This is a genomic window from Clostridium sp. AF37-5 (assembly GCF_003477605.1).
GTDB lineage: Bacteria > Bacillota > Clostridia > Lachnospirales > Lachnospiraceae > Eubacterium_F.
This window is the reverse complement of the sequence record NZ_QUDR01000005.1, coordinates 132,365-158,627: the sequence shown is the minus strand read 5'-3', so window position 1 is coordinate 158,627 and position 26,263 is coordinate 132,365. Positions and strand designations below refer to the sequence as shown.

The window sequence follows — 26,263 nt, the reverse complement described above, 5'->3', positions numbered from 1 at the left end:
GGAGGATAAAGGGAATGCCAATTACAGAGTTATTGGAGGCAAATGCCAAAAAATATCCGAACGAAGTGAGTCTTGTAGAGATTAATCCGGATATTCAGGAGAAAAGAAGAGTAACATGGAGGGATTATGAATTAATCGAGTCAAGTCCGATGTGTCATTACCGCAGGGAAATTACATGGCATGTATTTGACGAAAAAGCCAATCGTTTTGCACAGCTTTTAATCAGCAGAGGGATTGGAAAAGGGGACAAAGTGGCGATTTTATTGATGAACTGCTTGGAATGGCTTCCGATTTATTTTGGTATATTAAAGACCGGAGCACTGGCGGTGCCGCTTAATTTCCGCTATGCACCGGATGAAATTGAATATTGTTTGAATCTGGCGGAGGTAGATGTTTTAGTGTTTGGTCCGGAATTTATCGGCCGTGTGGAAGAAATTGCCGATAAAATCAGTCAGAACCGTCTTTTGTTTTATGTGGGAGGCGACTGCCCGTCCTTTGCGGAAGATTATGATAAACTGACGGCAAACTGTGCAAGTTTAGCACCGGGAATCCCAATTTCTGACGAAGATGATGCGGCAATTTATTTTTCTTCCGGAACAACCGGATTTCCGAAAGCAATTTTACATAATCATGAAAGTTTGATGCATGCCTGTAAAGTCGAGCAGAAGCATCACGGACAGACACATGACGATGTGTTCTTATGTATTCCTCCGCTGTATCATACCGGAGCGAAGATGCACTGGTTTGGCAGTCTTTTGACGGGAAGCAAGGCAGTGCTTTTGAAGGGGGTAAGCCCGAAAACAATTTTGGAGACGGTCTCCAATGAGAAATGCACAATTGTCTGGCTTTTGGTTCCTTGGGCACAGGATATTCTCGTGGAACTTGACAGTGGAAGATTAAAACCCGATGATTATGAATTATCCCAGTGGCGTCTGATGCATATTGGTGCACAGCCGGTTCCACAGAGCTTAATCCGCCGCTGGAAAGAGTATTTTCCAAATCATCAGTATGATACGAACTATGGTTTAAGTGAGTCGATTGGACCGGGCTGCGTTCATCTTGGCGTGGAAAATATCCATAAAGTCGGTGCTATCGGTATTCCGGGATATGGCTGGGAGGCAAAAATTATTGACACCGACGGAAATGAAGTAAAACAAGGTGAAGTCGGTGAGCTGGCGGTTAAAGGTCCCGGCGTGATGAAATGTTATTATAACGATGAAGAGGCAACAAAAGAAGTTCTTCACGGCGACTGGCTTTACACCGGTGATATGGCGGAGATGGATGAAGATGGTTTTATCTATCTGGTTGACCGCAAAAAAGATGTTATCATCAGTGGTGGTGAAAACTTGTATCCGGTTCAGATTGAAAACTATCTGAGCAAACATGAGGCAGTAAAGGATGTGGCTGTTATCGGACTAAAAGATGACCGTTTGGGAGAGATTGCAGCAGCGATTATCGAACTGGTTCCGGGGGCTGTTTGCACGGAAGATGAGATGAATGAGTTCTGCAAAGGACTTCCACGTTATAAGAGACCTCGTAAGATTTTCTTTGCAGATGTACCGAGAAACCCAACCGGTAAAATTGAGAAACCAAAACTGCGCAAGATGTATCAGAGTGAAAACTTGGTAGATGCACAGAACCGAGGTTAGATTTATTGAAGCAAGTTATCATTGATTTCTACTGCAAACTCCATTATAATAGGATGTTGGCAGGAAAATACAGTTAGAAGTGAAAAGAACTTCAGAACGGAGGAAATATGAGTAAGAAACCAACGGTATTAATGATTTTAGATGGATATGGATTAAGTGATAAGACAGAAGGAAATGCTGTAAAACAGGCAAAAACGCCGGTTATGGATAAGTTAATTGCAAAGTATCCTTTTGTTCAGGGCGAAGCAAGCGGTATGGCAGTTGGTCTGCCGGACGGACAGATGGGAAATTCTGAAGTCGGACACACCAACATGGGTGCCGGAAGAATCGTATACCAGATGCTTGTTAAAATTTCAAAGTCAATTCAGGATGGCGATTTCTTTGAGAATAAAGCACTTGTTGCCGCTATGGAAAACTGCAAAAAAAATGACAGTGCACTTCATTTGATGGGACTGTTGTCACCGGGCGGTGTGCACAGCCATATGGAGCATTTATACGGCCTTTTGGAAATGGCAAAGAAAAACGGACTGGAAAAGGTATATGTTCATGCTTACCTTGACGGACGTGACGTTCCACCATCATCCGCAGCCGAGTATATGGAAGAATTAGTTGCTAAGATTAAAGAAATCGGTGTTGGTTCTGTTGCTACGATTTCCGGACGTTTTTATGCGATGGATCGTGATAATGCATGGGACCGTGAGGAAAAAGCATATTCTGCTTTGGTATATGGTGAAGGTGTACAGGCAGATGACCCGGTACAGGCAATCAAAGATTCGTATGCGAATGATGTAACGGATGAGTTTATGCTTCCTACTGTTGTTGATAAAAATGGTATGATTCATGAAAATGACAGTGTAATCTTCTTTAACTTCCGTCCGGACCGTGCAAGACAGCTGACAAGAGCTTTTGTAGATCCGGAATTTACCGGATTCGAGAGAAGAAACGGATATTTCCCACTCACGTTTGTCTGCATGGCACAGTATGATGCTGAGATGCCAAATGTATTAGTTGCCTTCCCACCGGAAGAATTAAAAATGACATTTGGTGAATATCTGGCAAAACATGGTAAAAAACAGCTTCGCCTGGCTGAGACACAGAAGTATGCACATGTTACATTCTTCTTTAATGGTGGCGAAGAGAAGCAGTTTGAAGGAGAAGACCGTATTCTTGTAAACTCTCCAAAGGTAGCTACCTTTGATATGCAGCCGGAGATGAGTGCTTACGAAGTTTGTGACAATTTGGTAGAATCGATTCGTTCGGATAAATACGATGTCATTATCGTAAACTTTGCAAATCCGGATATGGTAGGTCATACCGGTATTATGGAAGCAGCAATAAAAGCAATTGAGACAGTTGATGAATGTGTTGGCAAAACAGTGGATGCCATTTTGGATGTGGATGGACAGATGTTTATCTGTGCCGACCACGGAAATGCAGAGAAACTTTTGGATGAAGATGGCGAACCATTCACTGCTCATACAACAAACCCGGTTCCATTCGTTCTTGTAAATTACGATGAAGATTATACACTTCGTGAAGGCGGATGTCTGGCAGATATCGTTCCAACTATGATTGAGATGATGGGTATGGAACAGCCGGCTGAAATGACCGGAAAGTCATTGTTGATTAAAAAATAATCATGATTTAATAAAATAAAAAGGAGTTTCTCCTCTTGGTTTGTATGAAGAGGAGAAACTCCTTTTTTAGCGGAATAATACACAATTGCCGCTTTCCCGATAATAACGGATTCTTTTTTCAAGAGGCTCGCGCCCACATCCCATTTTTTCGCCAAGGCAGTCTAGGCAGAGAAAACGGGATGCTGTGCGGTCCACTAATTTTAAGTAAATTGCCTTTTCATCGGAGGTAAGTTTCTTTTCACAGTTTTTGCATAAATTTTGAGATGGTTCCATGTTCACACCAATTTTGCACGAACGACCATACAGTCACAGGATGGCACCGTTACAGCAAACCTTTCTTTAAAAGTACCGAGTTCTTTGTGCTCGTGGCAGTCGTACATAGACAGTGCTATGCCGGAAGCGTAAGGAAGTCCTAAATCCCAGAATTGAATTGTTAATTCACGATTTTGGTCACTGAGGTTGAAAAGCCCAATTGCCAAATCACCATTCGACAAAACTTTTACCAGTACAAAGGCTTCATCCTCATGGAACCATTGAGGTTCGACACGGACACGGTAAGCCCCACGAGATTCGACATCCTGATTAATGGCAATTAAATCACGGTTTAATAGAATATCTTTTGTCTCCTGTGTGGCTTTTCTGATATCACATCCAATCATCAAAGGGGAACCCATCATAGCCCAGAGAGCAAAGTGGGTTTTGTACTGCGTATCGGTACAACCTCCGATAGAACCAATAAAATCATCGTTGCTGCCACCATGCATACCAACCACCAGCATGTCCATGTCATTGTGGCAGAAGGAGCCGGTGAACGCTTCTTTTTCAATTTGGGACAGGGCGATTTTTTGAATCGATTCCCAGTTATCCTGGATATCCGGTGTGGAGCGGTACATATGGGCACCGGATTCGCGAATCCAGTTATGTACGTTATCCTCACCCCAGTTGCAGGCAGAAAATAAAATTGGGCGTCCACAATTTCGAAGAGCCAAATTCATCCGTTTATAAAGAAGCTCTCCGGACATATGTCTTGGCTTAAAGCAGAAATCGTATTTGAGATAATCGACACCAAAATCCGCAAATTGCTTTGCATCCTCAAATTCATGCTCAAAGCTTCCCGGATAACCGGCACAGGTGTGGGTGCCGGCGCAGGAATACATACCAAATTTCAGTCCCTTGTTATGGATGTAGTCGGCAACCGCCCTCATGCCATGTGGAAATTTTTTAGGGTCGGCAACTAGATGACCGTTTTCGTTTCGTTCTTTCAGACTCCAGCAGTCATCGATAACAAGATATTCGTAGCCGGCATCTTTATAGCCGTCTTTTACCATGCAGTCTGCAATTTCAAAAATAAGGGATTCGTTAATATCCCATGTAAATGTATTCCAAGAATTCCATCCGAGCGGAGGTAAAAATCCCAGTGCCCTTGTGTTTTCGCTCATATTTTCGTTCATAGATAAACGCTCCTTGATTTTTTTTTAATTCTATTATAGGATATTACTCAAGGCAAAACAATGGATTATTATGTAAAGGATGTGTATTATTATGAGTAAACCACGTGCGATTCGTAACCGTAAGAGTGAAATGATAAGCTGCTGGGTGTGTGCTGCCTTTATTGCTATTTTGTTTATTGGAAAAAATCTGCTGATTGGTTCCGGTTCCATGGGCGTATTTAACACTGCACTTATTATTTTATTTGTCGTATGGATTTTGATTTCTTTGTTTTATACTATCCAGTATTTTAAATGGAAGAAAGCAAATAATATGTAAAAGATTCATAGGAAGTTCACAAAATAGGTGTATCCTTTAGTATGTTTTATTTTATATGGGACAGGTGAAAGGATGTGATGATATGAATTGGTTTCGACGGATGATGTATGGCAGATATGGAAATGATCAGTTTGGAAATTTCTTGTTTGTCCTGTATTTACTATTATTTGTGTTACAGCGGATTTTTATAAGAACGGTGGCGGCACCGATATTTGCACTTGTCAGTATGCTTGTGATTGTACTTTATTTCTTCCGCTGCTTTTCGAGAAATATTGTGAACCGCCAGAGAGAAAATCAGAAATTTTTGAAATTCTGGAACCCGGTAAAAAACTACTTTAAGTTTTGCAGACTTCGTATGAAAGAGCGGAGTGGAACAAAAAAGTTATATCGATGCCCGAAGTGCCACCAGACCATTCGTGTGCCAAAGGGACGTGGAAAAATTGCGATTTCGTGTCCGAAATGTCGATTTGAATTTATTAAGAAAACGTGATGAGTTAGAGACTTCCTATGTGTCTGAATTGTTACCGTTTATAGGAGAAACTGGATGTTTGGTTATGTAACGGCAAATAAACCGGAATTAAAGATAAGAGAATTTGCCAGATACAAAGGATATTACTGCGGACTGTGTCATACACTTTTGAAAAACCATGGCAGGCGCGGACAGATGACACTTACTTATGATATGACATTTCTTGTGATTTTATTGAGTTCTTTATATGAACCAAAAGAGGAAGAAATGAGAAAGCACTGTCTGATTCATCCGGCAAAGAAGCAGTATATGATACAGAATGAAGTATCGTTTTATGCGTCGGACATGAACATTCTTTTAACGTATGACCACTTAAAAGATGATTGGGAAGACGAAAGAAAAATAAGCGGTTTTTTGGGGATGAAGGTTTTTGCTGCAAAAAAGAAAAAGATTGAGAAAAAGTATAAAAGACAAGCTGAGGCAATTGAAAAAGCACTAAAAGAACTTGCAGAATTAGAGAAAGAAAATTGTCAGGATATTGATGCAGCAGCGAGACCGTTTGGCAGTCTGATGGCAGAATTGTTTGTTTGGAAAGAGGATGCTTTTCAGGAGATTTTACGTGCTTTTGGTTTTTACCTTGGTAAATTTATTTATATGATGGACGCCTTTATGGATTTGGCAGACGATGAAAAAAAAGGATGCTATAATCCGTTTATGAACCGAATCGGAGAAGAAGACTTAGAAGAAACAATAAGAGAAATGCTGGATGGAACACTTCGGATGGCAATTGCCGAGTTTGAAAAGTTACCACTGGAACAGGATTTACCGATTTTAAGAAATATTTTATACGAAGGTGTCTGGGTGACGGATGAAAAGAAACGGAGGAAATGATGACAAGAGACCCATATTCAGTATTAGGAGTGACAAGAGGAGCAACGGATCGCGAGATTAAAAAGGCATACCGCACATTAAGCCGGAAATATCATCCGGATTCCTATTCGGATGAATCGCAGAAAAACTGGGCGGAAGAAAAATTCCGCGAAGTACAAGAAGCTTATAACCAGATTGTTAATGAGCGCTCCGGTAAGACAAATCAAAGTTACGGCGGTTACGGTGATGGCGGAGAATATACCGAAGAAGACCAGCATCTGATGGCTGCGATGAATTACATCCGGGCACGTCGTTTTAATGAGGCGATTAACGTGTTAAACAGTATGGAAAACAGAAGTGCCAGATGGTATTATTTCAGTTCGTATGCAAACCTTGGCTTGGGAAATAATGTGGTTGCGATGGATTATGCCAAAAGGGCAGTCGAGTTAGACCCTTCTAATCCTGAATACCAGCAGTATTATCAGCAGCTGCAGCGTGGAGGCGGTGCGAGTCCGTTTGGTGGAAATCCATTTGGCGGTGGTTATGGCGGCTACGGCAGTTACGGTGGCTATGGAAACTACGGTGGCGGCAGTGCATGCGGAACCGGCAATCCCTGTTGTGATTTGTGGATTGCTGATTCTTGTTGTGAATGTATGGGAGGAGATTTGTGCTCATGCATGTAAATAAGACGAAGAAAATAGCAATATTAGGTGTATTCGCAGCACTGAGCACGGTTTTTACGGTGCTTGGTACTGTTATTTCTGTAAATACCGTGTTTTTTACAGCATTGGCGGCATATCTGTTAGGAATTATTGTAGTTCGCTTTGGAATCAAAGAGGGAATCCTTTTTTATTTTGTTTGTGCAGCACTGGACTTTTTTGTGAATCCGGATAAGATGCATGTGATTTTATATCTTGCACTTGCTGCTTACATACTTTTATCAGAAGGGATTTTTTTACTGATGCAAAAAAAGAATCCGAAAGAATGGGTTCATTGTGTAATAAGGCTTATGATATTCCTTTTAATATATGTTCCGATGATATTCTTTTTTCCAAAACTTTTATTTGGAGATGTGATGCAGAAAATGACCGCTTTTTACCCACTGTTAATTCCTGCCGGTGTGATCGGATGGTTTGTTTATGATGTCGCGTACCGGGTGTTTAAACGTATTTTTTATGAGCGGTTTCATACAATAATTTAATGAATAAGACAAAAAGTAGTACGAAAAATGCTAACACGTAGTATTGATGACTACGATTGACAAGTGGCGTAGTAAGGCTTTATACTATACAATGTTTGAATTTAGGATAAAGGGGAAATGTTATGTCAGTCAGAATTATAGGAACCGGCAGTTACCTTCCAAAAAAAGTAGCGGATAATAACTTTTTGTCCACCATCGTGGATACAGATGATGAGTGGATTCGACAGCGAACCGGTATAAAAGAAAGACATCTCTCGAATGGAAAAGAAGGAACGACTTATATGGCTGCTCATGCGGCAGAGGCTGCACTGGAAAATGCGGGGATAGGAGCCGATGAGTTAGATCTGATTATTGTAGCCACGGTATCGGCGGATACGTATGTGCCAAGTACATCCTGTTCGGTACAGGGAGCAATTGGTGCGATACGGGCAACTTGCTTTGATATTAATGCTGCGTGTTCCGGATTTTTATTTGCCTTAAATACGGCGTATGCTTATATTGAAATGGGAATGGCAAAAACAGTTCTTGTGGCTGGTGCTGAGACTTTATCTCGAGAAGTGGATTGGTCAGACCGAGGTTCCTGCATTTTGTTTGGGGATGGCTCAGGGGCTGCGATTGTTCAAAAAGATGATTCTAATGTAGGAGGACTGATTGCCAGTGTGACCGGATCAGATGGTACACAGGGTGATGTACTTACGTGTAAAGGTCGTGGAATTCAAAATCCATTTCATAATTCTAAACGAAAAAAAGACTATATCCGCATGGATGGTCAGGCAGTGTTTCGGTTTGCCGTTACCATGGTGCCACGTTGTGTGAAGCAGATTTTGAAAAAAACAGAAACGGATGTAGATGACATTAAATTCTTTGTACTGCATCAGGCAAATGTCAGAATTTTGGAACTGATTGCGAAACGACTGAAGGTGGACATTGATAAGTTTCCGATGAATCTTGACCGTTATGGAAATACATCGTCTGCAAGTATTCCGATATTACTTGATGAGTTAAACCGCAATCATTTATTAGAGCGAGGAGATAAAATTATTTTGTCAGGCTTTGGCGGTGGATTAACTTGGGGCGCAATGCTCATTGAATGGTAATATATATATCCCTCTTTGCATAAACTATAATGCAAAGGGGGATTTTTATTTTGAGAAGGACAGGCAGAGTAATTATTGTATTTTTTCTTGTGTTTTTTTGTATGGCCGGATTGTGGCTGTTTCAGTCCTTTCGGGAGAGTCGTGTCGTAAAGACAAAAAAAGAGTATCGCAATGTGTACATAACCGATGTAAAACAACAGAAAGTTGAGGGGATCTGGCGCGGGCAGAAAAAAACGTGGCAGCTTCGTTCTGCTGTTTCCAAAGAAAAAATAAGTGGGGTAGCAGACTTGATTGAAGAGCAGGGAAAAGTTGTAAAAGTTCGGAAAAAACCGGATATGATTCAAGGAAAAATTCTGCGTATTATGGATAAAAAACTGCAGATTGAAAATTATGGTTTCGTTTCACTGGATGCAGAATTTTGTGTTTATCATCTGAAAAGTGATGGCATAGTGACACCGGGTGAAGTAAGCGAATTATCGGTGGGGGAGTCGGAGGCAAAATATGTCGCGGCCTCCGGAAAAATCTGCGCGGTACTGCTTTATGAGAGGGCGGAAAAGACAGCAAAAATTCGTGTAATTTTGCAAAATGAAAAGAATCATTCTTATGATTTTCCAAATGTCTGTTTTTCAGCGACAACCGGGTATACCGTGGTTGCCGGAAAGAAGAAGACACATTTTGATGCATCAGAAAAGCAAAAACTGACGGCACAAAACGTGAAGGAACATATCGTGGTGATACCGGATTCAGGTGGTAAAATCCGAGTAGAGAGTGTAAATAAGCAGTATGGACATCCGGAGTACCGGGGGATTTTTGAAATTGATTTAGTGGACAAGGCATTACATATAATCAATGAGCTGCCGTTAGAGGAATATTTATATAGTGTTGTGCCAAGTGAAATGCCGACCGAATATCAAAAGGAGGCATTGAAAGCGCAGGCAGTATGCGCCAGAAGTTATGCCATCAAGCAGATGGCGGGAAAAAGGCTGGCAGCTTTAGGTGCGCACGTCGACGATAGTGTGGCATTCCAAGTGTATAACAATCTGCGTGAGGATGCTGCGTCCATCGCAGCGGTTAATGAAACAAAAGGGCAGGTTGTGTGGGCAGAGAATCAAGTGGCAGAAACTTATTTTTATTCTGTTTCTGCAGGAGTTTCTGCCGGGATTAAGGAGGTATGGTTTGCGAAAAAAGACAGAAGTTATCTTATGCCGTGCGTGTTGTTAGGAGATAGTAGGAAAACACTGGATTTGCAGAAAGAAGCGGATTTTTCTAAATTTTTGAAAGATGAAACAAAAAGTTATGATGCCAATTCGCCATGGTATCGCTGGCGGACAACCGTGTCTGAAAAACAATTGCAGCAATTTATTTCCGAAAAGATAAAAAGCCGGTATGAAAAAAATCCGACACAGATTCAGACAAAACAAAAGGATGGAACATTTTTCAGTACCGGACAGACAGAGTTAGGAGAAATCAAAAAAGTAGAAATTCTAAAAAGAGGAAAAAGCGGTGTGGCAGTGATGGCGCAAATTACAGGGAGCAAAAATACACTGCGGATTTACACAGAATATAATTTAAGAAATTTGTTTGGCGGAGAGAAATTAATTTATTTAAGAAAAGATAAAAAAGAGGTATCGGGACTTAGTTGTCTGCCGAGTGGATATTTTACAATAGAAAAAAAGGGAGATTCTTATATTTTCACCGGAGGCGGTTATGGACACGGCGTTGGGATGAGCCAGAACGGTGCCAATCAAATGGCAGCTCAGGGAAAAAAGTGCGAGGAAATTCTCAAATTTTACTTTTTAGGTAGTATTTTACAATATCAGAAATCCGTCTGAGGTCATTGATGGGGTGAATGCTGTGGTAGGTTTGCAGATATTTGTTTAAAAGCGCACCAAGAAAAAGAAAAGTGATGCAGAAATAAAGCCACAACATCAAGAAGACAATGGATGTCAAACTGCCGTAAATCGATGAAATCGTGCCCCAGGTATCCACATAAAAAGAATACAGATACGAGAACGAAATCCAGAGAAAGGAAGACAGGATGGCACCCGGAAGTTCTTCCCTAAACAACGCATGGCGGCCCGGTATAAAATAGTACAAAAAGGCGAAATAAATCGTAAACAGTAACAGAGAAAATGCCGAGCGCAGCAAAAACAAAAGTAATGTCATGTGCTGCATAAACGGCAGAAAGTGATTAATCAACTGGATAATCTGGTTGCCAAAAACAAGAAGAACTAAGCTGATAATAATCATAATTGTAAACAAAACGGTATCTAAGATGGAATGAAAACGTCTTGAAAAAAAAGAACGGTGTTTATCCAATCCATCACTATATATTGCTTCCAATTCATAGGCAATACTGGCAAACCCTTTTGAACCGGCCCATAATGCGGAAATAACGGTAGCAGAAAGAATGGTCGTAGATGCCTCAAACGATTCATTCAGCCAAGTTGAAATAAGGGAACTTAAACTGGCAGGAATGACCTTCTGTACGGAGGCAAGAAGAACCGCTTCACTGATGGGAGTATGCTTTAACAAGGTAATAAAAAACATTAAAAAAGGAAAAAAGGACACCATGATAAAAAAAGCAACCTGTGCCGCATGAATGGAAATGCGATTGCTTTTAATATTTTTTATGGACCAGATATAAAGGTTATTTGTTTCCATCGAATGACTCCTTTCTTCTTTGCTGTGCTAAGTATATGCAATTCTCGGGGAAAAATCAACATAAAATGCATGCAATTTGCACAAAAACTAATAGTCATATAACCAAAAAACTATAAAAAATCAACAAATATAGTATTTACATTATAGCCAAAATGTGGTATTTTTATGTCAGAGAAAGGAGGTTGCCAAATGCAACGAAACAAACTTATGGGTGTTGTAGCATTGCTTTTATGCATCGGAATGATGATTCCTTCCGTATCAGCTCAGGCAGCTACGACGATCTACAACGAAAAGACCGGCGTTGAAGACGGTTATGATTACGCACTGTGGAAGGATTATGGCGATACAAGCATGACCTTAAACGGTGGTGGAAACTTCAGCTGCTGGTGGGACAACATTGGGAATGCGTTGTTCCGCAAAGGAAAAACCTTTGACTGCACAAAAACATATTCCCAGATTGGTAACATTTCCATTGATTATGGATGTTACTACCAGCCAAAAGGAAATTCTTACCTTTGTGTATATGGCTGGTCCAGAAACCCGTTGGTTGAATATTACATCGTAGACAGTTGGGGAACCTGGCGTCCGCCTGGAGCTTCTTCCAAAGGACAGATTACAGTCGATGGCGGAACGTATGATGTATATGAAACAACTCGTTACAATCAACCGTCAATTGACGGTAACACAACATTCAAACAGTACTGGAGTGTACGTACAAGCAAACGTACAAGCGGAACCATTTCGGTGACAGAACACTTTAAAAAATGGGAAAGCCTTGGCATGCCGATGGGTAAACTCTATGAAGTAGCTTTGAATGTAGAAGGTTACCAGAGCAGCGGTTATGCGGATGTTTACAAAAACAATCTGACGATTGGTGGAAGTACATCCGGTGGAAGCAGCTCAGGAGGAAATACTTCCGGCGGAAGCAGCAGTACATGGAATGGGCTCACGGTACAGTGTGAGGACATGACACTGGGCGGCTCATATGCAAGTAAAATCAGCTCTCCATTTAATGGTGTTGCCTTGTATGGAAACAATGATTCCTGTTCATATACGCAGTATTTTGGATACGGAACACATGACTTTACATTGCGTGGCTGTTCAAACAACTCAAAGATGGCGCAAGTAGACCTATTTGTAGGCGGTCAGAAAAAAGGAACGTTCTACTATGGCGGAAGTTATCCGGCAGAATATACGATTAAAAATGTAACACACGGACTTGGCAATCAAGAGGTAAAACTCGTTGTGACAAGTGACGATGGTACATGGGATGGTTATGTTGACTATTTGACAATCAAATAAGATGTAGTTTTTAATGAAAAGAATTCGACTGAAAAGTTTGCACTTCGTGGGCGCTCTCGCTCGTTGAGTGCGTAACAGCAGGGGCACTGAAACTACCAGTGCCACCTGCCGACGCACTCAAAACCCACTCAGTGCAAAACTTTTCAGTTGAATTTTTTTTGATTGAAAACCCATCTAACTGACTTGTTAAAGCAGTAGCCTGTGCCAAGCAATCGTTGCCAGTTTTTAGGATTCCAGTAATTTAGCAAGAAAAGATTTGTACCCACAGGATGTAAACTTTTCTTACTAAATTACGGAAACTAAAAACTAAAAACCTTCCATCGAACACTTGACAGAGAACAACTATATATGCTAAAGTGTAAAAGGTTTCATTATGAAAATGACGCAGAAGGTGTTGGTATTTGCCAGACAGACTGTTAATTTCCTTCAGAGAGACAGAATCATCGGCTGTAAGTTCTGTCAGGTTCCGTTAGCAGTTGAATTTCGCACCGGAGTCTTGCTTTTGAACGGTCAAAAGACAAAAGTAGAAAGTGACGGCTGATATCCGTTATCGTATTATGAGTGCTTATCATTTTGATAAGAATTTGGGTGGTACCGCGAGTTGATTCGTCCCTTGCAGAGAAATCTCTGTAAGGGGCTTTTTTAATTACAAGAAAAGAAATCTTTCAGGAAAGGAGATTATCATGAAAGAAAAATTGGAGCATATTTTAAGCAATGCGATGTCTCAAATTGAGCAGTCGGGGGAACTCGATAAATTAAATGAAATCCGGGTTGCCTTTTTGGGAAAGAAAGGAGAACTGACAAGTGTTCTTAAGTCCATGAAGGATGTGGCACCGGAAGACCGTCCGAAAGTTGGTCAGATGGTGAATGAGGCACGGGCAAAAATCGAGAGCAGTTTAGAGGAAAAGAAAGCTGCTTTTGAGCGCAAACTCCGCGAGGAAAAAATGAAAGCCGAAGTAATCGATGTAACTTTGCCCGGCCGTGAGCGAAAGATGGGTCACCGTCATCCAAACACGATTGCCTTAGAAGAAGTCGAAAAAATCTTTATCGGCATGGGTTATGAGGTTGTCGAAGGTCCGGAAGTAGAGTATGACTACTATAACTTCGAAGCACTTAACATTCCGGCAAATCATCCGGCAAAAGATGAGCAGGATACTTTCTATATTAATGATAAAATTGTACTTCGTACCCAGACTTCTTCCGTTCAGGTACACGAGATGGAAAAAGGGAAGTTACCGATTCGTATGATTTCACCGGGACGAGTATTTAGAAGTGATGATGTCGATGCAACACATTCTCCATCATTCCATCAGATTGAAGGACTTGTTATTGACAAAAATATTACTTTTGCTGATTTGAAAGGTACACTGGAACAGTTTGCAAAGAAATTGTTTGGAGAAGATACCAAAGTAAAATTCCGTCCGCATCATTTTCCATTTACTGAGCCAAGTGCAGAAATGGATGTGACCTGTTTCAAATGCGGCGGTAAGGGCTGTCGTTTCTGTAAAGGTGAGGGCTGGATTGAGATTTTAGGATGCGGTATGGTTCATCCACATGTATTTGAGATGAGTGGTATTGATCCGGAAGAATACACAGGATTTGCCTTTGGTGTCGGCTTAGAGCGTATTGCCCTCTTAAAATATGAGATTGATGACATGCGCCTTTTGTATGAAAATGACAAGAGATTTTTGGAACAGTTTTAAGGAGGTTTAAGAATGAATACACCATTATCATGGATTAAAGCTTATGTACCGGAACTTACCTGTACAGAGCAGGAATATATGGATGCGATGACGATGTCCGGAACAAAGGTCGAAGGATATGAAAAATTCGATGCAGATTTGGACAAAATTATTGTAGGTAAAATTGAGAAAATTGAAAAACACCCGGATGCGGATAAACTGGTTGTCTGCCAGGTGGCAATTGATGAGGAAGGAACAACAACGCAGATTGTAACAGGTGCTTCCAATGTAAAAGAAGGACAGAAAGTGCCGGTTGTTTTAGATGGTGGCCGTGTTGCCGGCGGTCATGATGGCAAAAAAGTTGCCGGTGGCGTAAAAATCAAAAAAGGAAAACTGCGTGGCGTGGAAAGTAACGGCATGATGTGCTCGATTGAGGAACTTGGTTCTTCAACTGATTTTTATCCGGATGCAGCAGAGGATGGTATTTATATTCTCAGTGATAATCCGGAATATAAAGATGCACCGGTTGGCAGTGATGCGATTGCCTTACTTGGCCTTCGTGATGCCGATTTTGAGTATGAAGTAACAAGTAACCGTGTGGACTGCTTTGGTGTTCTTGGTATTGCAAGAGAAGCAGCAGCTACATTTCGAAAACCATTTGTTCCGCCGGTTGTAACAGAGAGTGGAAATGATGAAAAGACAGAGGATTACATTTCCGTTGAAATTCAGGCGCCGGATTTGTGTTCCCGTTATGTGGCGCGCGTGGTAAAGAATATTAAGATTGAACCATCGCCGGAGTGGATGCAGCGCAGACTGGCAGCAAGCGGAATCCGTCCGATTAACAATATCGTAGATATTACAAACTATGTAATGCAGGAATATGCGCAGCCGATGCATGCGTATGACTTAGATACAATTGCCGGTCATAAAATCGTAGTAAAGAGAGCAGAAGCCGGTGAGAAATTCCAGACACTCGATGGTCAGGAGAGAGAACTGGATTCTTCCATTCTTATGATTTGTGATGGTGAAAAATCCGTTGGACTTGCCGGAATCATGGGTGGTGAAAATTCCAAAATTACGGACGATGTAAAGACGATGCTGTTTGAGGCTGCCTGCTTTGACGGTACAAACATTCGTCTTTCCGGTAAAAAAATCGGTATGCGAACCGACGCACAGGCAAAATTTGAAAAAGGCTTAGACCCGAATACTACGATGGAAGCGATGAACCGTGCCTGTCAGTTGATTGAAGAATTAGGTGCCGGTGAAGTTGTCGGTGGCTGTGTGGACGTTTATCCGGAGAAAAAAGAGCCGATTGATGTGGCTTATGATGTTGGTAAAATCAACGCATTACTTGGTATTGATGTTTCCGAAGATGAGATGTGTAAATATTGGGAAATGGTTGATCTTGTACCGGATAAGGCAAAGAAATGTGTTCATGTTCCAACTTGGCGTCAGGATATTCTGCGCCTTGCCGATTTGGCAGAGGAAGTAGCAAGATTTTATGGTTATGATAAGATTCCTACAACGCTTCCAAGCGGTGAGGCAACACAGGGCGGTGTTTCCTACCAGACAAGCATTTGCAATATGATTCGTAATGTGATTGAGTCGTATGGTTTTTCGGAAGGAATGACTTATTCTTTTGAAAGCCCGAAAGCATTTGATAAACTGCTGATTCCAAAAGGGGATGAGCTTCGCAAGGCAATTGAAATTTCCAATCCGCTTGGAGTGGATTACAGTATCATGCGTACAACACCGTTAAACGGTATGCTTACCTCGCTTTCGACAAACTATAATCACCGCAACAAAGATGTGCGTTTGTATGAAATGGCAAATGTATATCTGCCGGAATCCCTTCCGCTTACCAAACTGCCGGAAGAAAAAATGATGTTAGCACTTGGTATGTACGGACAGGGCGATTTCTTTGATATGAAAGGCTGTGTGGAAGCAATTCTTGACAGACTTGGTATTACAACAGGTGTTACTTATGAGCCAAAAGGAGAACATTCCTATTTGCATCCTGGAAGAAAAGCGGATATAATGATGGATAGAGAAGTCCTTGGCTATCTGGGGGAAGTGCATCCGGAAGTGGCAGATAATTATAATCTGGGAACAAAGACATATGTTGCTGTACTGGATGTTGCAAAATTAGCTGAAAAAGCAAACTTTGATATCAAATATCAGGGCGTTGCTAAATTCCCGGCAGTAACACGTGATATTTCTCTCGTTATGAAAAAGACAGTATTAGCAGGACAAATCGAGGAAGTAATCCGAAAGAGCGGTGGAAAGCTGCTTGAAGATTATCATTTGTTTGATATTTACGAAGGGGAAAATGTTGGAAAAGATGAAAAATCACTGGCATATTCCATTCGTTTCCGTGCCAAAGACCGTACGCTAGAGGATAAAGATGTATCGGCTGTCATGGATAAAATCTTAAAGAAACTGGAAAACTTAGGAGTAGCTTTAAGACAGTAAGATAGATTTTGGTTGTGTTTTTAGGAGGAAAAGATGAAACGGTTCATAAGCAATTTATTAACGGTATGCTTTATCTGTTATATGATTTTATTGGTCTATTTTCTCTTCTTTAGTGAGGAATATGGACGCAATGAGCCGTATACTACCTATCAGTACAATCTGGAGTTGTTCCGGGAAATTAAACGGTATCTGATGTACAGGGAGCAGATTGGCATGGTATACTTTGCTATTAATCTATTAGGAAATGTTGTGGTATTTATGCCATTTGGCTTTCTGGTCCCGGTACTATACAGAGAACAGCGAAAAGGTGTTCATTTTAAAGGGCATTATTTTAGAAGCGGACTGTTTGTTACGTTCCTTGGATTTGCCTTCAGTCTTGTCGTGGAAACCATCCAGCTCGTGACAAAAGTGGGATGTTTTGATGTCGATGATTTGTGTCTAAATACGTTTGGTGTTATTTTGGGGTATATTTGTTATTATCTTTCAAAAAAAATCATTCGTGCACTCGGAAGAAAGTGAAAGGAGACCGAATATGGAAGTACGTTTTGGAAATCGGAAAAGAATACGTTTTAGTGATAAGAAACATCCGAAACATGGAATTATTTCGGTGGTACTGGGTGTCCTTTCGATTATTATTCTCTTGACACTCTGCATTGTGTCCGGACATGCAAAAGGCAGGGCAGGAATGGAAATTGGTGCGCTCGGTCTTGCAACGATGGTACTTAGTATCATTGGATTTGTGCTTGCGGTTCGCTGCAACAAAGAAGAAGATATTTACCATGTGACACCGGCGGTTGGCTCAGTGCTGAATGGTATTATGATTCTTTTGTTTATGGTGCTGTTTATTAAAGGAGCGATTTAAGAACTTTGATTTTGTCGGAAATATCCACTACCTGATAGCGGGAGCGGTATTCCGAATCGGAAAGTTCTTCAATATAATTAACCGGATAATCTTTCAGATATCCTTTTCTTAAAAGAGTGGAAGCTGCTTTGTTATAGGCAATGGCAGCTTCTATTTCATTTTCATAGCGTCCAACTAAAAAATCACCGTTCCAGTGAATTTTTGTTTCATAATAAATCTGCCCCTGTTTTGTTTTTTGGCATACGCCGTGATAGCGGTTGATAATTACAAGATTTTCATAGCGGAAATCTCTTGTGTTTCCGTTGGCAAACAGATAATCACGTCCGGCTACGGCGTAATTTTTAATGCCATAGCGGGATAAAATATTCACCTGCATTCCGTAATCGGCAACAAAAAGATGTCCTCCGCGGCGGCTTATGGTGCGGGTGGAGTAATAAAATAAATCGTCCGTATCAAAAATCAGATAATTTTCCGGCGAAAAATAATAATGAAAATATTTCTGGAACAAATAAATCGGTGTCTTAATATAAATACCATTATCCCGAAAATTAATTAAACTAACCCATTTGGAAAAGGAGAGCACCGGATTTTCCTTTTTATATGAAGTCAGCGTTATTTCCTTTCCTGCGAGCAGTCTGCCGGCGTAAAGGTAAGCTTCGTGTGCCTTTTCTTCCGTGTCAAAGCTGCCAAGGCTGATATGCTTTCCACTGTAGGTAATCGAACTTCGAAAATATATGGTGTTGTCTTTTTTTTTCGCTTGATATACACCGGGCAGCATACGGATGCTCCTTTCCTATGTTTAAAATCTGCTATCATTGTATGCGATTTTTTGAATTATTGCAATATTGTGAATAAAAACGTAACAAAATTGTAATAATTATGTAATAACAACATATATTTGATACTAGGAGGAAAGGAAAATGATTAAAAAGAAGAAAATATTGTTTTTCGTTTATTGTCTGTTGGTTTCGGCCCTTTCCATTGGCTGGTATCCACAGAATCAGAATAAGCAGGTAAAGAAAGATATAACTTTGGTGCGAAAGTCATCAGAGAAGATGGCAGCACTGGTGGAAAATAATCAGTTTTGTTATCAGGGCGTCACAGAAACAGATATGGATGAAAGACGTATGAATGCACAGGAAGATGAAAAGCAGAGACGCACGGTAAAAACAATTGTGAGATACCGGGTGAATCTGGAGCATGGGGCGAGAAGGATTTTAGAGAGGATTGTGGAGGCAGAATCCGGCGACCAGACAATCAAGGGACGTCAGATGGTAGCAAATGTGATATTAAACCGTATGAAATCCGAAAAATTTCCGAACTCTGTGCGTGAAATCGTTTTTGCCAGCCGTCAGTTCTCGCCGGTGTCAAACGGCAGCTACTACCGCGTAAAGGTGTCAGCACGGACAAAAAAAGCGGTAGAAAAGGCGTTAAAGGAAAAAGATAATACAAACGGAGCATTGTATTTTATGTACCGCGCCGGCTCTGATTCTTCCAATGTCAGCTGGTTTGACAGAGAACTCACCAAAATATGCGAATACGGCTGTCACGAATTTTTTCGCTAAAACACGTAATTTGCAGTCTTGTATAAATTGACATTTCATGGTATTCTATGTTTAGTTTTGTTTTACCGAAATGAGTTTAGAGAAAAGGACGGAGAGATTATGAGTATCATGTACAAGAGTACAAGAAGCAATAGTGACAAAGTGACAGCATCGCAGGCAATCTTAAAAGGGCTTGCAGACGACGGTGGATTATTTGTGCCGGATTCGATTCCTGCACTTGAAGTACCGCTTGAAAAACTTGCTGATATGACATATCAGGAAACCGCTTATGAAGTTATGAAGCTGTTTCTTTCAGATTTTACCGAGGAAGAATTAAAGCATTGTATTAATGGTGCCTATGATGATAAATTCGACACCAAGGAAATTGCTCCGCTTGTTAAAAAAGATGGCGCTTATTATTTGGAATTGTTCCATGGAAAGACAATCGCCTTTAAAGATATGGCACTTTCGATTCTGCCATATTTGATGACAACGGCAGCAAAGAAAAATGGTGTTAAAAATGAAATTGTTATTTTGACTGCAACATCCGGTGATACAGGAAAAGCTGCACTGGCTGGTTTTGCGGATGTTCCGGGAACAAGTATTATTGTGTTCTATCCGAAAAACGGTGTCAGCCCGATTCAGGAGAAACAGATGCTGACACAAAAAGGAGAAAACACAAATGTAGTAGGAATTATTGGAAACTTTGATGATGCCCAGACCGGCGTAAAAGAGATGTTCCACTCAAAAAATTTAGCAGAGCGCATGAATGCAAAAGGATATCAGTTTTCCTCTGCCAATTCTATTAACATTGGACGTTTGGTACCACAGATTGTTTACTACGTATATGCGTATGGTCAGCTTCTCAAACAAGGTGAAATTACCTGCGGTGAGAAGATGAACGTAGTTGTTCCAACCGGAAACTTTGGTAATATATTGGCAGCTTTCTATGCAAAAAATATGGGGCTTCCGATTGAGACTTTGTACTGCGCATCGAATGAGAACAAAGTATTGTTTGACTTCTTCCAGTCAGGGACTTATGACAGAAAGAGAGAATTTATTTTGACATCTTCTCCGTCGATGGATATTTTGATTTCAAGCAACTTAGAGCGTTTGATTTACCGCATTACCGGTGAGGATGCAGCACAGACAAAAGTGTTTATGGATGCACTTTCAAACAATGGTGAATATACGATTACCAAGGAAATGATGGAGAAATTATCCTGCTTTGTTGGTGGTTATGCTTCAGAAGCTGAAACTGCAGCAAACATTAAGAAGGTGTTTGATAAAGCCGGTTATATCATGGATACACATACGTCGGTTGCTTCCTGTGTTTATTATGACAAGGCAAAGGATGCCGGCTTAAAGACAGTAATTGCTTCTACGGCAAGTCCATACAAGTTTACCCGCAGTGTTATGGATGCCATTGACAAAGAAAAATATGACAGCATGACTGATTTTGAACTGGTAGATGAGTTAAATGCTCTTTCCGGTGTGAAGATTCCGGAAGCAATTGAGGAAATCCGCACCGCACCGATTCGTCATGATATTGTATGCGACAAGAGTGAGATGCAGATGACCGTAGAAAAGATTCTTGGACTGTAAAGAGAGGATAAAAGGATGGAATTTCGACCATGCATCGATATTCATAATGGTAAGGTAAAGCAGATTGTCGGTGGAAGTTTAAAAGATGAGAAGGATTTTGCAAAAGAGAATTTTGTTTCGGAGATGCAGGCGGCAGATTATGCCGCCTTGTATCGTGAAAAGGGGCTTCGCGGCGGACATATTATTTTGTTAAATGCGGCGGACAGTCCTTATTATGAAGCAGACCTTATGCAGGCAAAGGGAGCTCTTTTAGCGTGGCAGGGGGCCCTTCAGGTAGGTGGTGGAATCCATGCGGAAAATGCCGCTTCTTTTTTGGATTTTGGCGCAAGCCATGTCATTGTTACATCGTATGTTTTTGTGGGCGGAGAGATTCGTTTTGACCGTTTGCAGCAATTAGTGAAAGCGGTGGGAAAAGAGCATGTGGTTCTGGATTTGAGCTGCCGGAAAAAAGGAGATTCTTATTATATTGTAACCGACCGGTGGCAGAAATTTACTAATCAGTGTTTGGATGAAGCACTGATGGAAAAACTTCATTCGTACTGTGATGAATTTTTAGTGCATGCGGTAAATGTTGAGGGAACCGGAACAGGTGTAGATGAGGATTTGTTAAAAATTCTTGCTAAAGAAAGTGAAATTCCGATTACATATGCCGGCGGCATTGGCAGTTATGAGGACATCGAAAAAATTCAAAAAACAGGAAAAAACAGAGTCAATTATACGATTGGAAGTGCCCTCGATTTGTTTGGTGGTTCGCTCAAATTCGACACAATTGTTACAAAATTTAATTAAACAAATTATAAAAGTTTTCGTAAAAACAAACCAAAAACCGTTGATTCCAGCATTTGGAAGGCGGTTTTTTTGTATTTAGGGTTGATTTTTTGTTATAGTATGTTACAATTGTTACGTAAATGTTACAAAAACGATGCAAGTCGATAACAATTTTGTAACCAATAAAAATGTTAGGAGTGTAAACATGTTTTTGAAAACTTTAGTAGTACGAATGATGGCGGTTTTTGCGTTGATGGGAATCTTAATCGGGGCAACACCTTCACAGGCTGCTGAGAAAAAAAGTTATACAAGCAAGGAATTAAAAATGATGTCTGCGATTATTTTCTGTGAGGCAGGAAACCAGAGCAAAGCAGGAAAGACAGCGGTAGGAATTGTTGTGATGAACCGTAAAAAATCCGGTGCTTTTCCAAACTCGATTCAGGGTGTTCTCAAACAGCGTGGACAGTTTACTCCGGTTCGTACCGGTAAATGGCAGAAGGAAATGAAAAAATACAGCCAGGGTAAATATAAATCTGGTGTCCGTGCCAAATGTGTACAGGCGGCAAAACTTGCCTTAGAAGGTGAAAAGTGTGTTACTTATAAGGGAAAAGAGATTAAGATGAGTAAGTATCACTTTTTCAGTCAGCGTCTGTCTCATGCAAAACTTCGCATCGGTGGACACGATTTCAAATAAAATCTTGTCTAAAAAGCCTCTTTGTGTTATTATTTAGAGAGATACGCAAAGGAGGCTTTTTTTTATGCCAGGAATGAATGAAGAAGTGATTTCAAGAAATTTTATTGAAAATGAAATAGATAAGGATTTGCAGGAGGGCGTGTATGATAAAGTGGTTACGCGTTTTCCACCGGAACCAAATGGTTATCTGCATATTGGACATGCCAAATCGATTTTGTTGAATCAGGGATTGGCAAAGGAATATGGCGGAACCTTTAACCTTCGTTTTGACGATACGAATCCACAGAAAGAAAAAGAAGAATTTGTGGACTCCATTAGCAAAGATGTGGAGTGGATTTGTGGCGAAAAACCACCGGTATATTTTGCATCGAATTATTTTGATGATATGTATGAATGTGCATTGAAACTGATTCGCAAAGGAAAAGCATATGTCTGTGATTTGTCAGCAGAAGAAATCAGAGAGTACCGCGGTACGTTAAAAGAGCCCGGCAAAGACAGTCCTTACCGAAACCGTTCGGTAGAAGAAAACCTTACGTTGTTTGAAGGAATGAAAAATGGTGAGTTTGAAGATGGCTCCCGTGTGCTTCGTGCAAAGATTGATATGTCCTCGCCGAACATTAACATGAGAGACCCGGTTATTTACCGTGTAGCACATTTACACCATCACAATACAGGAGATAAGTGGTGCATTTATCCGATGTATGATTTTGCTCATCCGATTGAGGATGCGATTGAGGGTGTTACCCATTCGATTTGTACACTGGAGTTTGAGGATCATCGCCCGCTTTATGACTGGGTTGTAAAAGAATGTGAGTTTGAGGTGCCGCCACGCCAGATTGAATTTGCAAAAATGTATCTGACCAATGTGGTAACCGGTAAACGTTATATCAAAAAACTGGTAGAAGATGGTATTGTAGACGGCTGGGATGACCCAAGACTGGTTACGATTACTGCTCTTAGAAGAAGAGGATATACGGCTTCTTCCATTCGCAAGTTTATGGAACTTTGTGGTGTTTCCAAATCAAACAGTTCTGTGGATTCTGCAATGTTAGAGTATTGCATCCGCGAGGATTTGAAAATGTCTCAGCCACGAATGATGGCAGTGTTAGACCCGGTTAAACTTGTGATTGATAATTACGAAGAAGGAAAGATTGAATATTTGGATGTTCCGAATAATCAGGAGAATCCGGAACTTGGTACACGTAAGGTGCCATTTGGAAGAGAGTTGTATATTGAGAGAGAGGATTTCAAGATTGATCCTCCACGCAAGTATTTCCGTCTGTTCCCGGGCAATGAAGTACGTCTGATGAGTGCTTATTTTGTGACTTGTACCGGTTACGAAACCGATGAAGATGGAAATGTAACGATTGTTCATGCAACGTATGACCCGGAGACTAAATCCGGTTCCGGCTTTACCGGCCGCAAAGTGAAAGGAACAATTCACTGGGTAGCTGCGGATACAGCGGCAAAAGCAGAAGTACGTTTATATGAAAATATTGTTGACGAAGAAAAAGGGGTTTACAATGAAGATGGTTCCATAAATGTAAATCCAAATTCCTTGACAATTTTGAAAGAGTGCTATATGGAACCGGCACTGAAAGAGGCAAAACCAGGGGATAAGTTCCAGTTTATGAGAACTGGTTTCTTCTGTGTGGATACAAAGGATACGACGGCAGAGCATATGGTGTTTAATCGCATTGTATCGTTGAAGAGCTCTTATCGTCCCAATAAATAAAATTTAGATGGAAACGGGGGATGACGATGTCTAATATTTTTGCAGGGTTGGAGGATTTAGGTTTTAAAAATGTTGAAAAAGTAGATGTGTATCAGGAAAGCGACAGCGAGAAGAAAAAGCAGGAAGCGGCAAAACAGGATGCCAAAAAAGAAACAAACGAAGAAGACCTGCTTTTTGACAAGAGTTACACCTGCCCGGTATGTGACCATGAGTTTAAGAGTCGTATGGTAAGAACCGGTAAGGTGCGTTTGGTTGGTGCCGATTCGGATTTGCGTCCGCGTTATATGGGAGTCGATTCCTTGAAGTATGATGCGATTCTTTGTCCAAAATGTGGTTATGCAGCACTGAACCGCTATTTTAATTTTGTGATGTCTAGCCAGGCGAAAAACATCAAGGAAAAAATTTCTGCGAACTTCCATTATCAGCCGGAAGCAGGAAAGATTTACACATATGATGATGCGCTGACAAGACATAAGATGGCACTTTTGAATACCGTTGTGAAAAACGGTAAGAGCAGTGAGCGTGCTTACACCTGTCTGAAGATGGCATGGCTCTGCCGTGGCAAGCGCGAACTTTTGATGCAGGGCGATTACAAAAAAGAAGAAGTTACAGAGCTGATTAACGAAGAAAAGGAATTGCTCTCGAATGCCTATGATGGCTTTGAAGCAGCATTTTCCAAAGAAGATTTCCCAATGTGTGGCATGGACCAGTATACAATGATGTATCTGCTCGCAGAACTGGCAAGACGTATTGGTAAAAATGATGAAGCAAAACGCTATGTTTCAAAGGTGTTAGTGGCAAGAAATGCCCAGCGCCGTATTAAGGACAAAGCGTTTGCCCTGAAGGAGAAACTTCAAGGCAAAGCGGAGTAATCAATTTTCCGATAAGATACTGTTTACTTTTGTCATAGCACGTGGGAGAGAGTCTTTTGAGTTTTTCCAAGAGGCCTCTTTGTTGCGGTAGTCGTGTTTGTCGACAAACCATGAGACGTCTTCCTGCACGCGCTTAAAGTTTGTAAGGAAGATTTCATTTAAATTGCTTGTGAAATCGACAAGTACCTGCCCGCTCAAGTGAGAAGGTGCAAGGTCATAAAGCATACCATAGTGTTCGAGACAGAATCCTTTGCTGTTTTTAAATTTCTTACGGAAATCGGAATCTTTCTCGTACAGATATAAAGTGGTCACTAAATACCGTTTGAAAGTATTTTTTATACGGTCACATATAAAACAGGAACTTGTAGTCTGTTTGATATAATCGGAGAGAGCGGAACCGGTATCCTTCGCAAATAAGTGTTTGGAGCCGTTCCGTTTCTTTTTTTGCAGTGTTTCGACATTCTTTATGATGTTTTGCATATGGGTATTTAGAATCAGACCGAGACCGAGGCGGTTTTCAAAATCATACATCATCTGCATATGGTGGGCGCAGAATCCGATTTTATCGGTGGTCAGCCGGATGTCATCTTCCATATAGCTAGGACCCATGGCAAAGGCAACTTCGTCATCATCAAGCTTTTTTTTCATGGCACAGACCGGGCACTCGCACGGGCGGTCAAAAATGTCGTTGACTGGGATTTCGTATAATATTTCTGGCATGGTTGTCATTGCTCCTTTAATTTTTTGTTTTATTATAACATGAAATTGGGAGATTGACAGGGCAATCATAAGCAATGTTCCTATGGATGATATTTTACAGATAAAAAGGGAACATATCACAGAACCGATAAAAAGGTCGATTAAAATATATGGGAACAAACCTCAAAGATTAGCATTGATACTTAATATGGCGATTACGGGGCTTGTACTGCTGATATCGAAGATGCTTGAAGCAGCCAGAGCTATTCGGAATAAGATACTGCATACAGATGTTACGAATGCCGAAAAAACAGATTTTGCAAGCAATATAGTGGTAGATAACACAGATAATACTTCTGCTATTGAGAACATGAATGAATTTTATCTAAGCTACAAGGAATCTCAAAATGCTTATGCAGAGTATCAGCAGGAAGTTGATGACTGGAAGAAATCCAATGACAATGCAGAAACACCAATCCAGCCGATATTACTATAATATCAGATTAAAATGATTGATAAATCCTGACATTTCTGCTATTCTGAATATTATAGAAATATTGCAACGGAGGTAGACAGGCATGGCGGTCAGAGAGATAATCTTAACAGCACAGCACAGCACAGCACAGCACAGCACAGCACAGCACTCTGACTGCGCCTTTTTTTCTGTCTGATAA

General features: G+C 40.8%; 26 protein-coding genes and 1 pseudogene. 22 read left to right on the top strand and 5 right to left on the bottom strand.

Annotated features, from left to right (window positions below; all coding sequences use genetic code 11):
• Window positions 1–14 precede the first annotated feature (14 nt).
• Both DW019_RS05215 and gpmI read left to right on the top strand, forming a co-directional pair.
• Entirely contained in the window at window positions 15–1,649 is a 1,635-nt protein-coding gene (locus DW019_RS05215; RefSeq protein ID WP_022377450.1) for a class I adenylate-forming enzyme family protein, read from the top strand.
• Between the two features lie 107 nt (window positions 1,650–1,756).
• On the top strand, window positions 1,757–3,286 hold the full coding sequence (gpmI, locus tag DW019_RS05210) for a 2,3-bisphosphoglycerate-independent phosphoglycerate mutase (protein WP_117478091.1): 1,530 nt from the start codon (window positions 1,757–1,759) through the stop codon (window positions 3,284–3,286).
• Window positions 3,287–3,352: 66 nt separating this feature from the next.
• Here the strand turns inward: gpmI and DW019_RS05205 are convergent, their stop codons facing one another.
• A complete protein-coding gene (locus tag DW019_RS05205) occupies window positions 3,353–3,559 on the bottom strand; it encodes a hypothetical protein (RefSeq protein ID WP_117478090.1) in 207 nt (68 codons plus the stop codon).
• A gap of 2 nt (window positions 3,560–3,561) precedes the next feature.
• The gene (locus tag DW019_RS05200; protein ID WP_243024102.1) at window positions 3,562–4,737 is read right to left on the bottom strand and encodes a glycoside hydrolase family 27 protein; all 1,176 of its coding nucleotides are present in this window, start codon (window positions 4,735–4,737) and stop codon (window positions 3,562–3,564) included.
• Window positions 4,738–4,828: 91 nt separating this feature from the next.
• On the opposite strand from DW019_RS05200, the gene DW019_RS05195 reads away from it, so the two are divergent.
• The 7 genes from DW019_RS05195 to DW019_RS05165 all read left to right on the top strand — a co-directional run bounded on the left by DW019_RS05195 (window position 4,829) and on the right by DW019_RS05165 (window position 10,522).
• Entirely contained in the window at window positions 4,829–5,053 is a 225-nt protein-coding gene (locus tag DW019_RS05195; protein ID WP_022377453.1) for a hypothetical protein, read from the top strand.
• A gap of 82 nt (window positions 5,054–5,135) precedes the next feature.
• On the top strand, window positions 5,136–5,543 hold the full coding sequence (locus DW019_RS05190) for a hypothetical protein (protein ID WP_117478089.1): 408 nt from the start codon (window positions 5,136–5,138) through the stop codon (window positions 5,541–5,543).
• A gap of 54 nt (window positions 5,544–5,597) precedes the next feature.
• A complete protein-coding gene (locus tag DW019_RS05185) occupies window positions 5,598–6,413 on the top strand; it encodes a DUF5685 family protein (protein WP_117478088.1) in 816 nt (271 codons plus the stop codon).
• Window positions 6,410–7,075, top strand: coding sequence for a DnaJ domain-containing protein (locus DW019_RS05180; RefSeq protein ID WP_347461375.1), 666 nt, complete (start codon window positions 6,410–6,412; stop codon window positions 7,073–7,075). Before DW019_RS05185 ends, DW019_RS05180 begins: the two co-directional genes overlap by 4 nt.
• Window positions 7,066–7,593 (top strand): hypothetical protein, encoded by a 528-nt coding sequence (locus DW019_RS05175; RefSeq protein ID WP_117478086.1) that lies wholly within the window; start codon window positions 7,066–7,068, stop codon window positions 7,591–7,593. Before DW019_RS05180 ends, DW019_RS05175 begins: the two co-directional genes overlap by 10 nt.
• A 122-nt stretch (window positions 7,594–7,715) precedes the next feature.
• Window positions 7,716–8,690: a beta-ketoacyl-ACP synthase III gene (locus DW019_RS05170; RefSeq protein WP_118442735.1), complete on the top strand. Its 975-nt coding sequence runs from the start codon at window positions 7,716–7,718 to the stop codon at window positions 8,688–8,690.
• Window positions 8,691–8,740: 50 nt separating this feature from the next.
• Window positions 8,741–10,522 carry a SpoIID/LytB domain-containing protein gene (locus DW019_RS05165; RefSeq protein WP_182431047.1) on the top strand — a complete coding sequence of 594 codons (1,782 nt, stop codon included), beginning with the start codon at window positions 8,741–8,743 and terminating at the stop codon, window positions 10,520–10,522.
• On the opposite strand, the gene DW019_RS05160 is transcribed toward DW019_RS05165, so the two are convergent.
• Window positions 10,473–11,354: a YihY/virulence factor BrkB family protein gene (locus tag DW019_RS05160; protein WP_117478083.1), complete on the bottom strand. Its 882-nt coding sequence runs from the start codon at window positions 11,352–11,354 to the stop codon at window positions 10,473–10,475. The two genes, DW019_RS05165 and DW019_RS05160, sit on opposite strands and share 50 nt — an antisense overlap.
• A gap of 189 nt (window positions 11,355–11,543) precedes the next feature.
• Here DW019_RS05160 and DW019_RS15380 point away from each other — a divergent pair.
• The 6 genes and pseudogenes from DW019_RS15380 to DW019_RS05135 form a co-directional block, all read left to right on the top strand.
• Window positions 11,544–12,230, top strand: a pseudogene (locus tag DW019_RS15380) (glycoside hydrolase family 11 protein); the annotation flags it as partial.
• A gap of 799 nt (window positions 12,231–13,029) precedes the next feature.
• The gene (locus tag DW019_RS14975; protein WP_022376885.1) at window positions 13,030–13,197 is read left to right on the top strand and encodes a hypothetical protein; all 168 of its coding nucleotides are present in this window, start codon (window positions 13,030–13,032) and stop codon (window positions 13,195–13,197) included.
• Between the two features lie 142 nt (window positions 13,198–13,339).
• On the top strand, window positions 13,340–14,359 hold the full coding sequence (gene pheS, locus DW019_RS05150; RefSeq protein ID WP_022376886.1) for a phenylalanine--tRNA ligase subunit alpha: 1,020 nt from the start codon (window positions 13,340–13,342) through the stop codon (window positions 14,357–14,359).
• 12 nt (window positions 14,360–14,371) lie between these two features.
• Window positions 14,372–16,810 carry a phenylalanine--tRNA ligase subunit beta gene (gene pheT / locus DW019_RS05145; protein ID WP_118442732.1) on the top strand — a complete coding sequence of 813 codons (2,439 nt, stop codon included), beginning with the start codon at window positions 14,372–14,374 and terminating at the stop codon, window positions 16,808–16,810.
• A gap of 33 nt (window positions 16,811–16,843) precedes the next feature.
• Window positions 16,844–17,329, top strand: a complete 486-nt coding sequence (locus DW019_RS05140) for a VanZ family protein (RefSeq protein ID WP_022376888.1) — start codon at window positions 16,844–16,846, stop codon at window positions 17,327–17,329.
• 13 nt (window positions 17,330–17,342) lie between these two features.
• Entirely contained in the window at window positions 17,343–17,672 is a 330-nt protein-coding gene (locus DW019_RS05135; protein ID WP_022376889.1) for a DUF6142 family protein, read from the top strand.
• On the opposite strand, the gene DW019_RS05130 is transcribed toward DW019_RS05135, so the two are convergent.
• Window positions 17,656–18,450 carry a hypothetical protein gene (locus DW019_RS05130; RefSeq protein ID WP_117478078.1) on the bottom strand — a complete coding sequence of 265 codons (795 nt, stop codon included), beginning with the start codon at window positions 18,448–18,450 and terminating at the stop codon, window positions 17,656–17,658. The genes DW019_RS05135 and DW019_RS05130 overlap by 17 nt on opposite strands.
• 142 nt (window positions 18,451–18,592) lie before the next feature.
• Here DW019_RS05130 and DW019_RS05125 point away from each other — a divergent pair, with 142 nt between their 5' ends.
• From DW019_RS05125 to DW019_RS05100, 6 genes are all read left to right on the top strand, one after another.
• Window positions 18,593–19,237: a cell wall hydrolase gene (locus DW019_RS05125; RefSeq protein ID WP_117478077.1), complete on the top strand. Its 645-nt coding sequence runs from the start codon at window positions 18,593–18,595 to the stop codon at window positions 19,235–19,237.
• Between the two features lie 99 nt (window positions 19,238–19,336).
• Complete coding sequence (gene thrC / locus DW019_RS05120) at window positions 19,337–20,821, top strand: threonine synthase (protein WP_118442731.1); 1,485 nt, start codon at window positions 19,337–19,339, stop codon at window positions 20,819–20,821.
• Window positions 20,822–20,836: 15 nt separating this feature from the next.
• The gene (gene hisA, locus DW019_RS05115) at window positions 20,837–21,610 is read left to right on the top strand and encodes a phosphoribosylformimino-5-aminoimidazole carboxamide ribotide isomerase (protein ID WP_022376893.1); all 774 of its coding nucleotides are present in this window, start codon (window positions 20,837–20,839) and stop codon (window positions 21,608–21,610) included.
• Window positions 21,611–21,794: 184 nt separating this feature from the next.
• Complete coding sequence (locus DW019_RS05110; protein ID WP_182431046.1) at window positions 21,795–22,283, top strand: cell wall hydrolase; 489 nt, start codon at window positions 21,795–21,797, stop codon at window positions 22,281–22,283.
• A gap of 73 nt (window positions 22,284–22,356) precedes the next feature.
• Complete coding sequence (locus DW019_RS05105; protein WP_118442744.1) at window positions 22,357–24,018, top strand: glutamine--tRNA ligase/YqeY domain fusion protein; 1,662 nt, start codon at window positions 22,357–22,359, stop codon at window positions 24,016–24,018.
• A gap of 26 nt (window positions 24,019–24,044) precedes the next feature.
• Complete coding sequence (locus tag DW019_RS05100; RefSeq protein WP_022376896.1) at window positions 24,045–24,890, top strand: DUF2225 domain-containing protein; 846 nt, start codon at window positions 24,045–24,047, stop codon at window positions 24,888–24,890.
• Here the strand turns inward: DW019_RS05100 and DW019_RS05095 are convergent, their stop codons facing one another.
• Window positions 24,891–25,610 carry a DUF6062 family protein gene (locus tag DW019_RS05095; RefSeq protein ID WP_118442729.1) on the bottom strand — a complete coding sequence of 240 codons (720 nt, stop codon included), beginning with the start codon at window positions 25,608–25,610 and terminating at the stop codon, window positions 24,891–24,893.
• 82 nt (window positions 25,611–25,692) lie between these two features.
• Between DW019_RS05095 and DW019_RS05090 the strand changes: the two genes are divergently transcribed.
• Window positions 25,693–26,085, top strand: coding sequence for a hypothetical protein (locus tag DW019_RS05090; RefSeq protein ID WP_207663920.1), 393 nt, complete (start codon window positions 25,693–25,695; stop codon window positions 26,083–26,085).
• Window positions 26,086–26,263 lie beyond the last annotated feature (178 nt).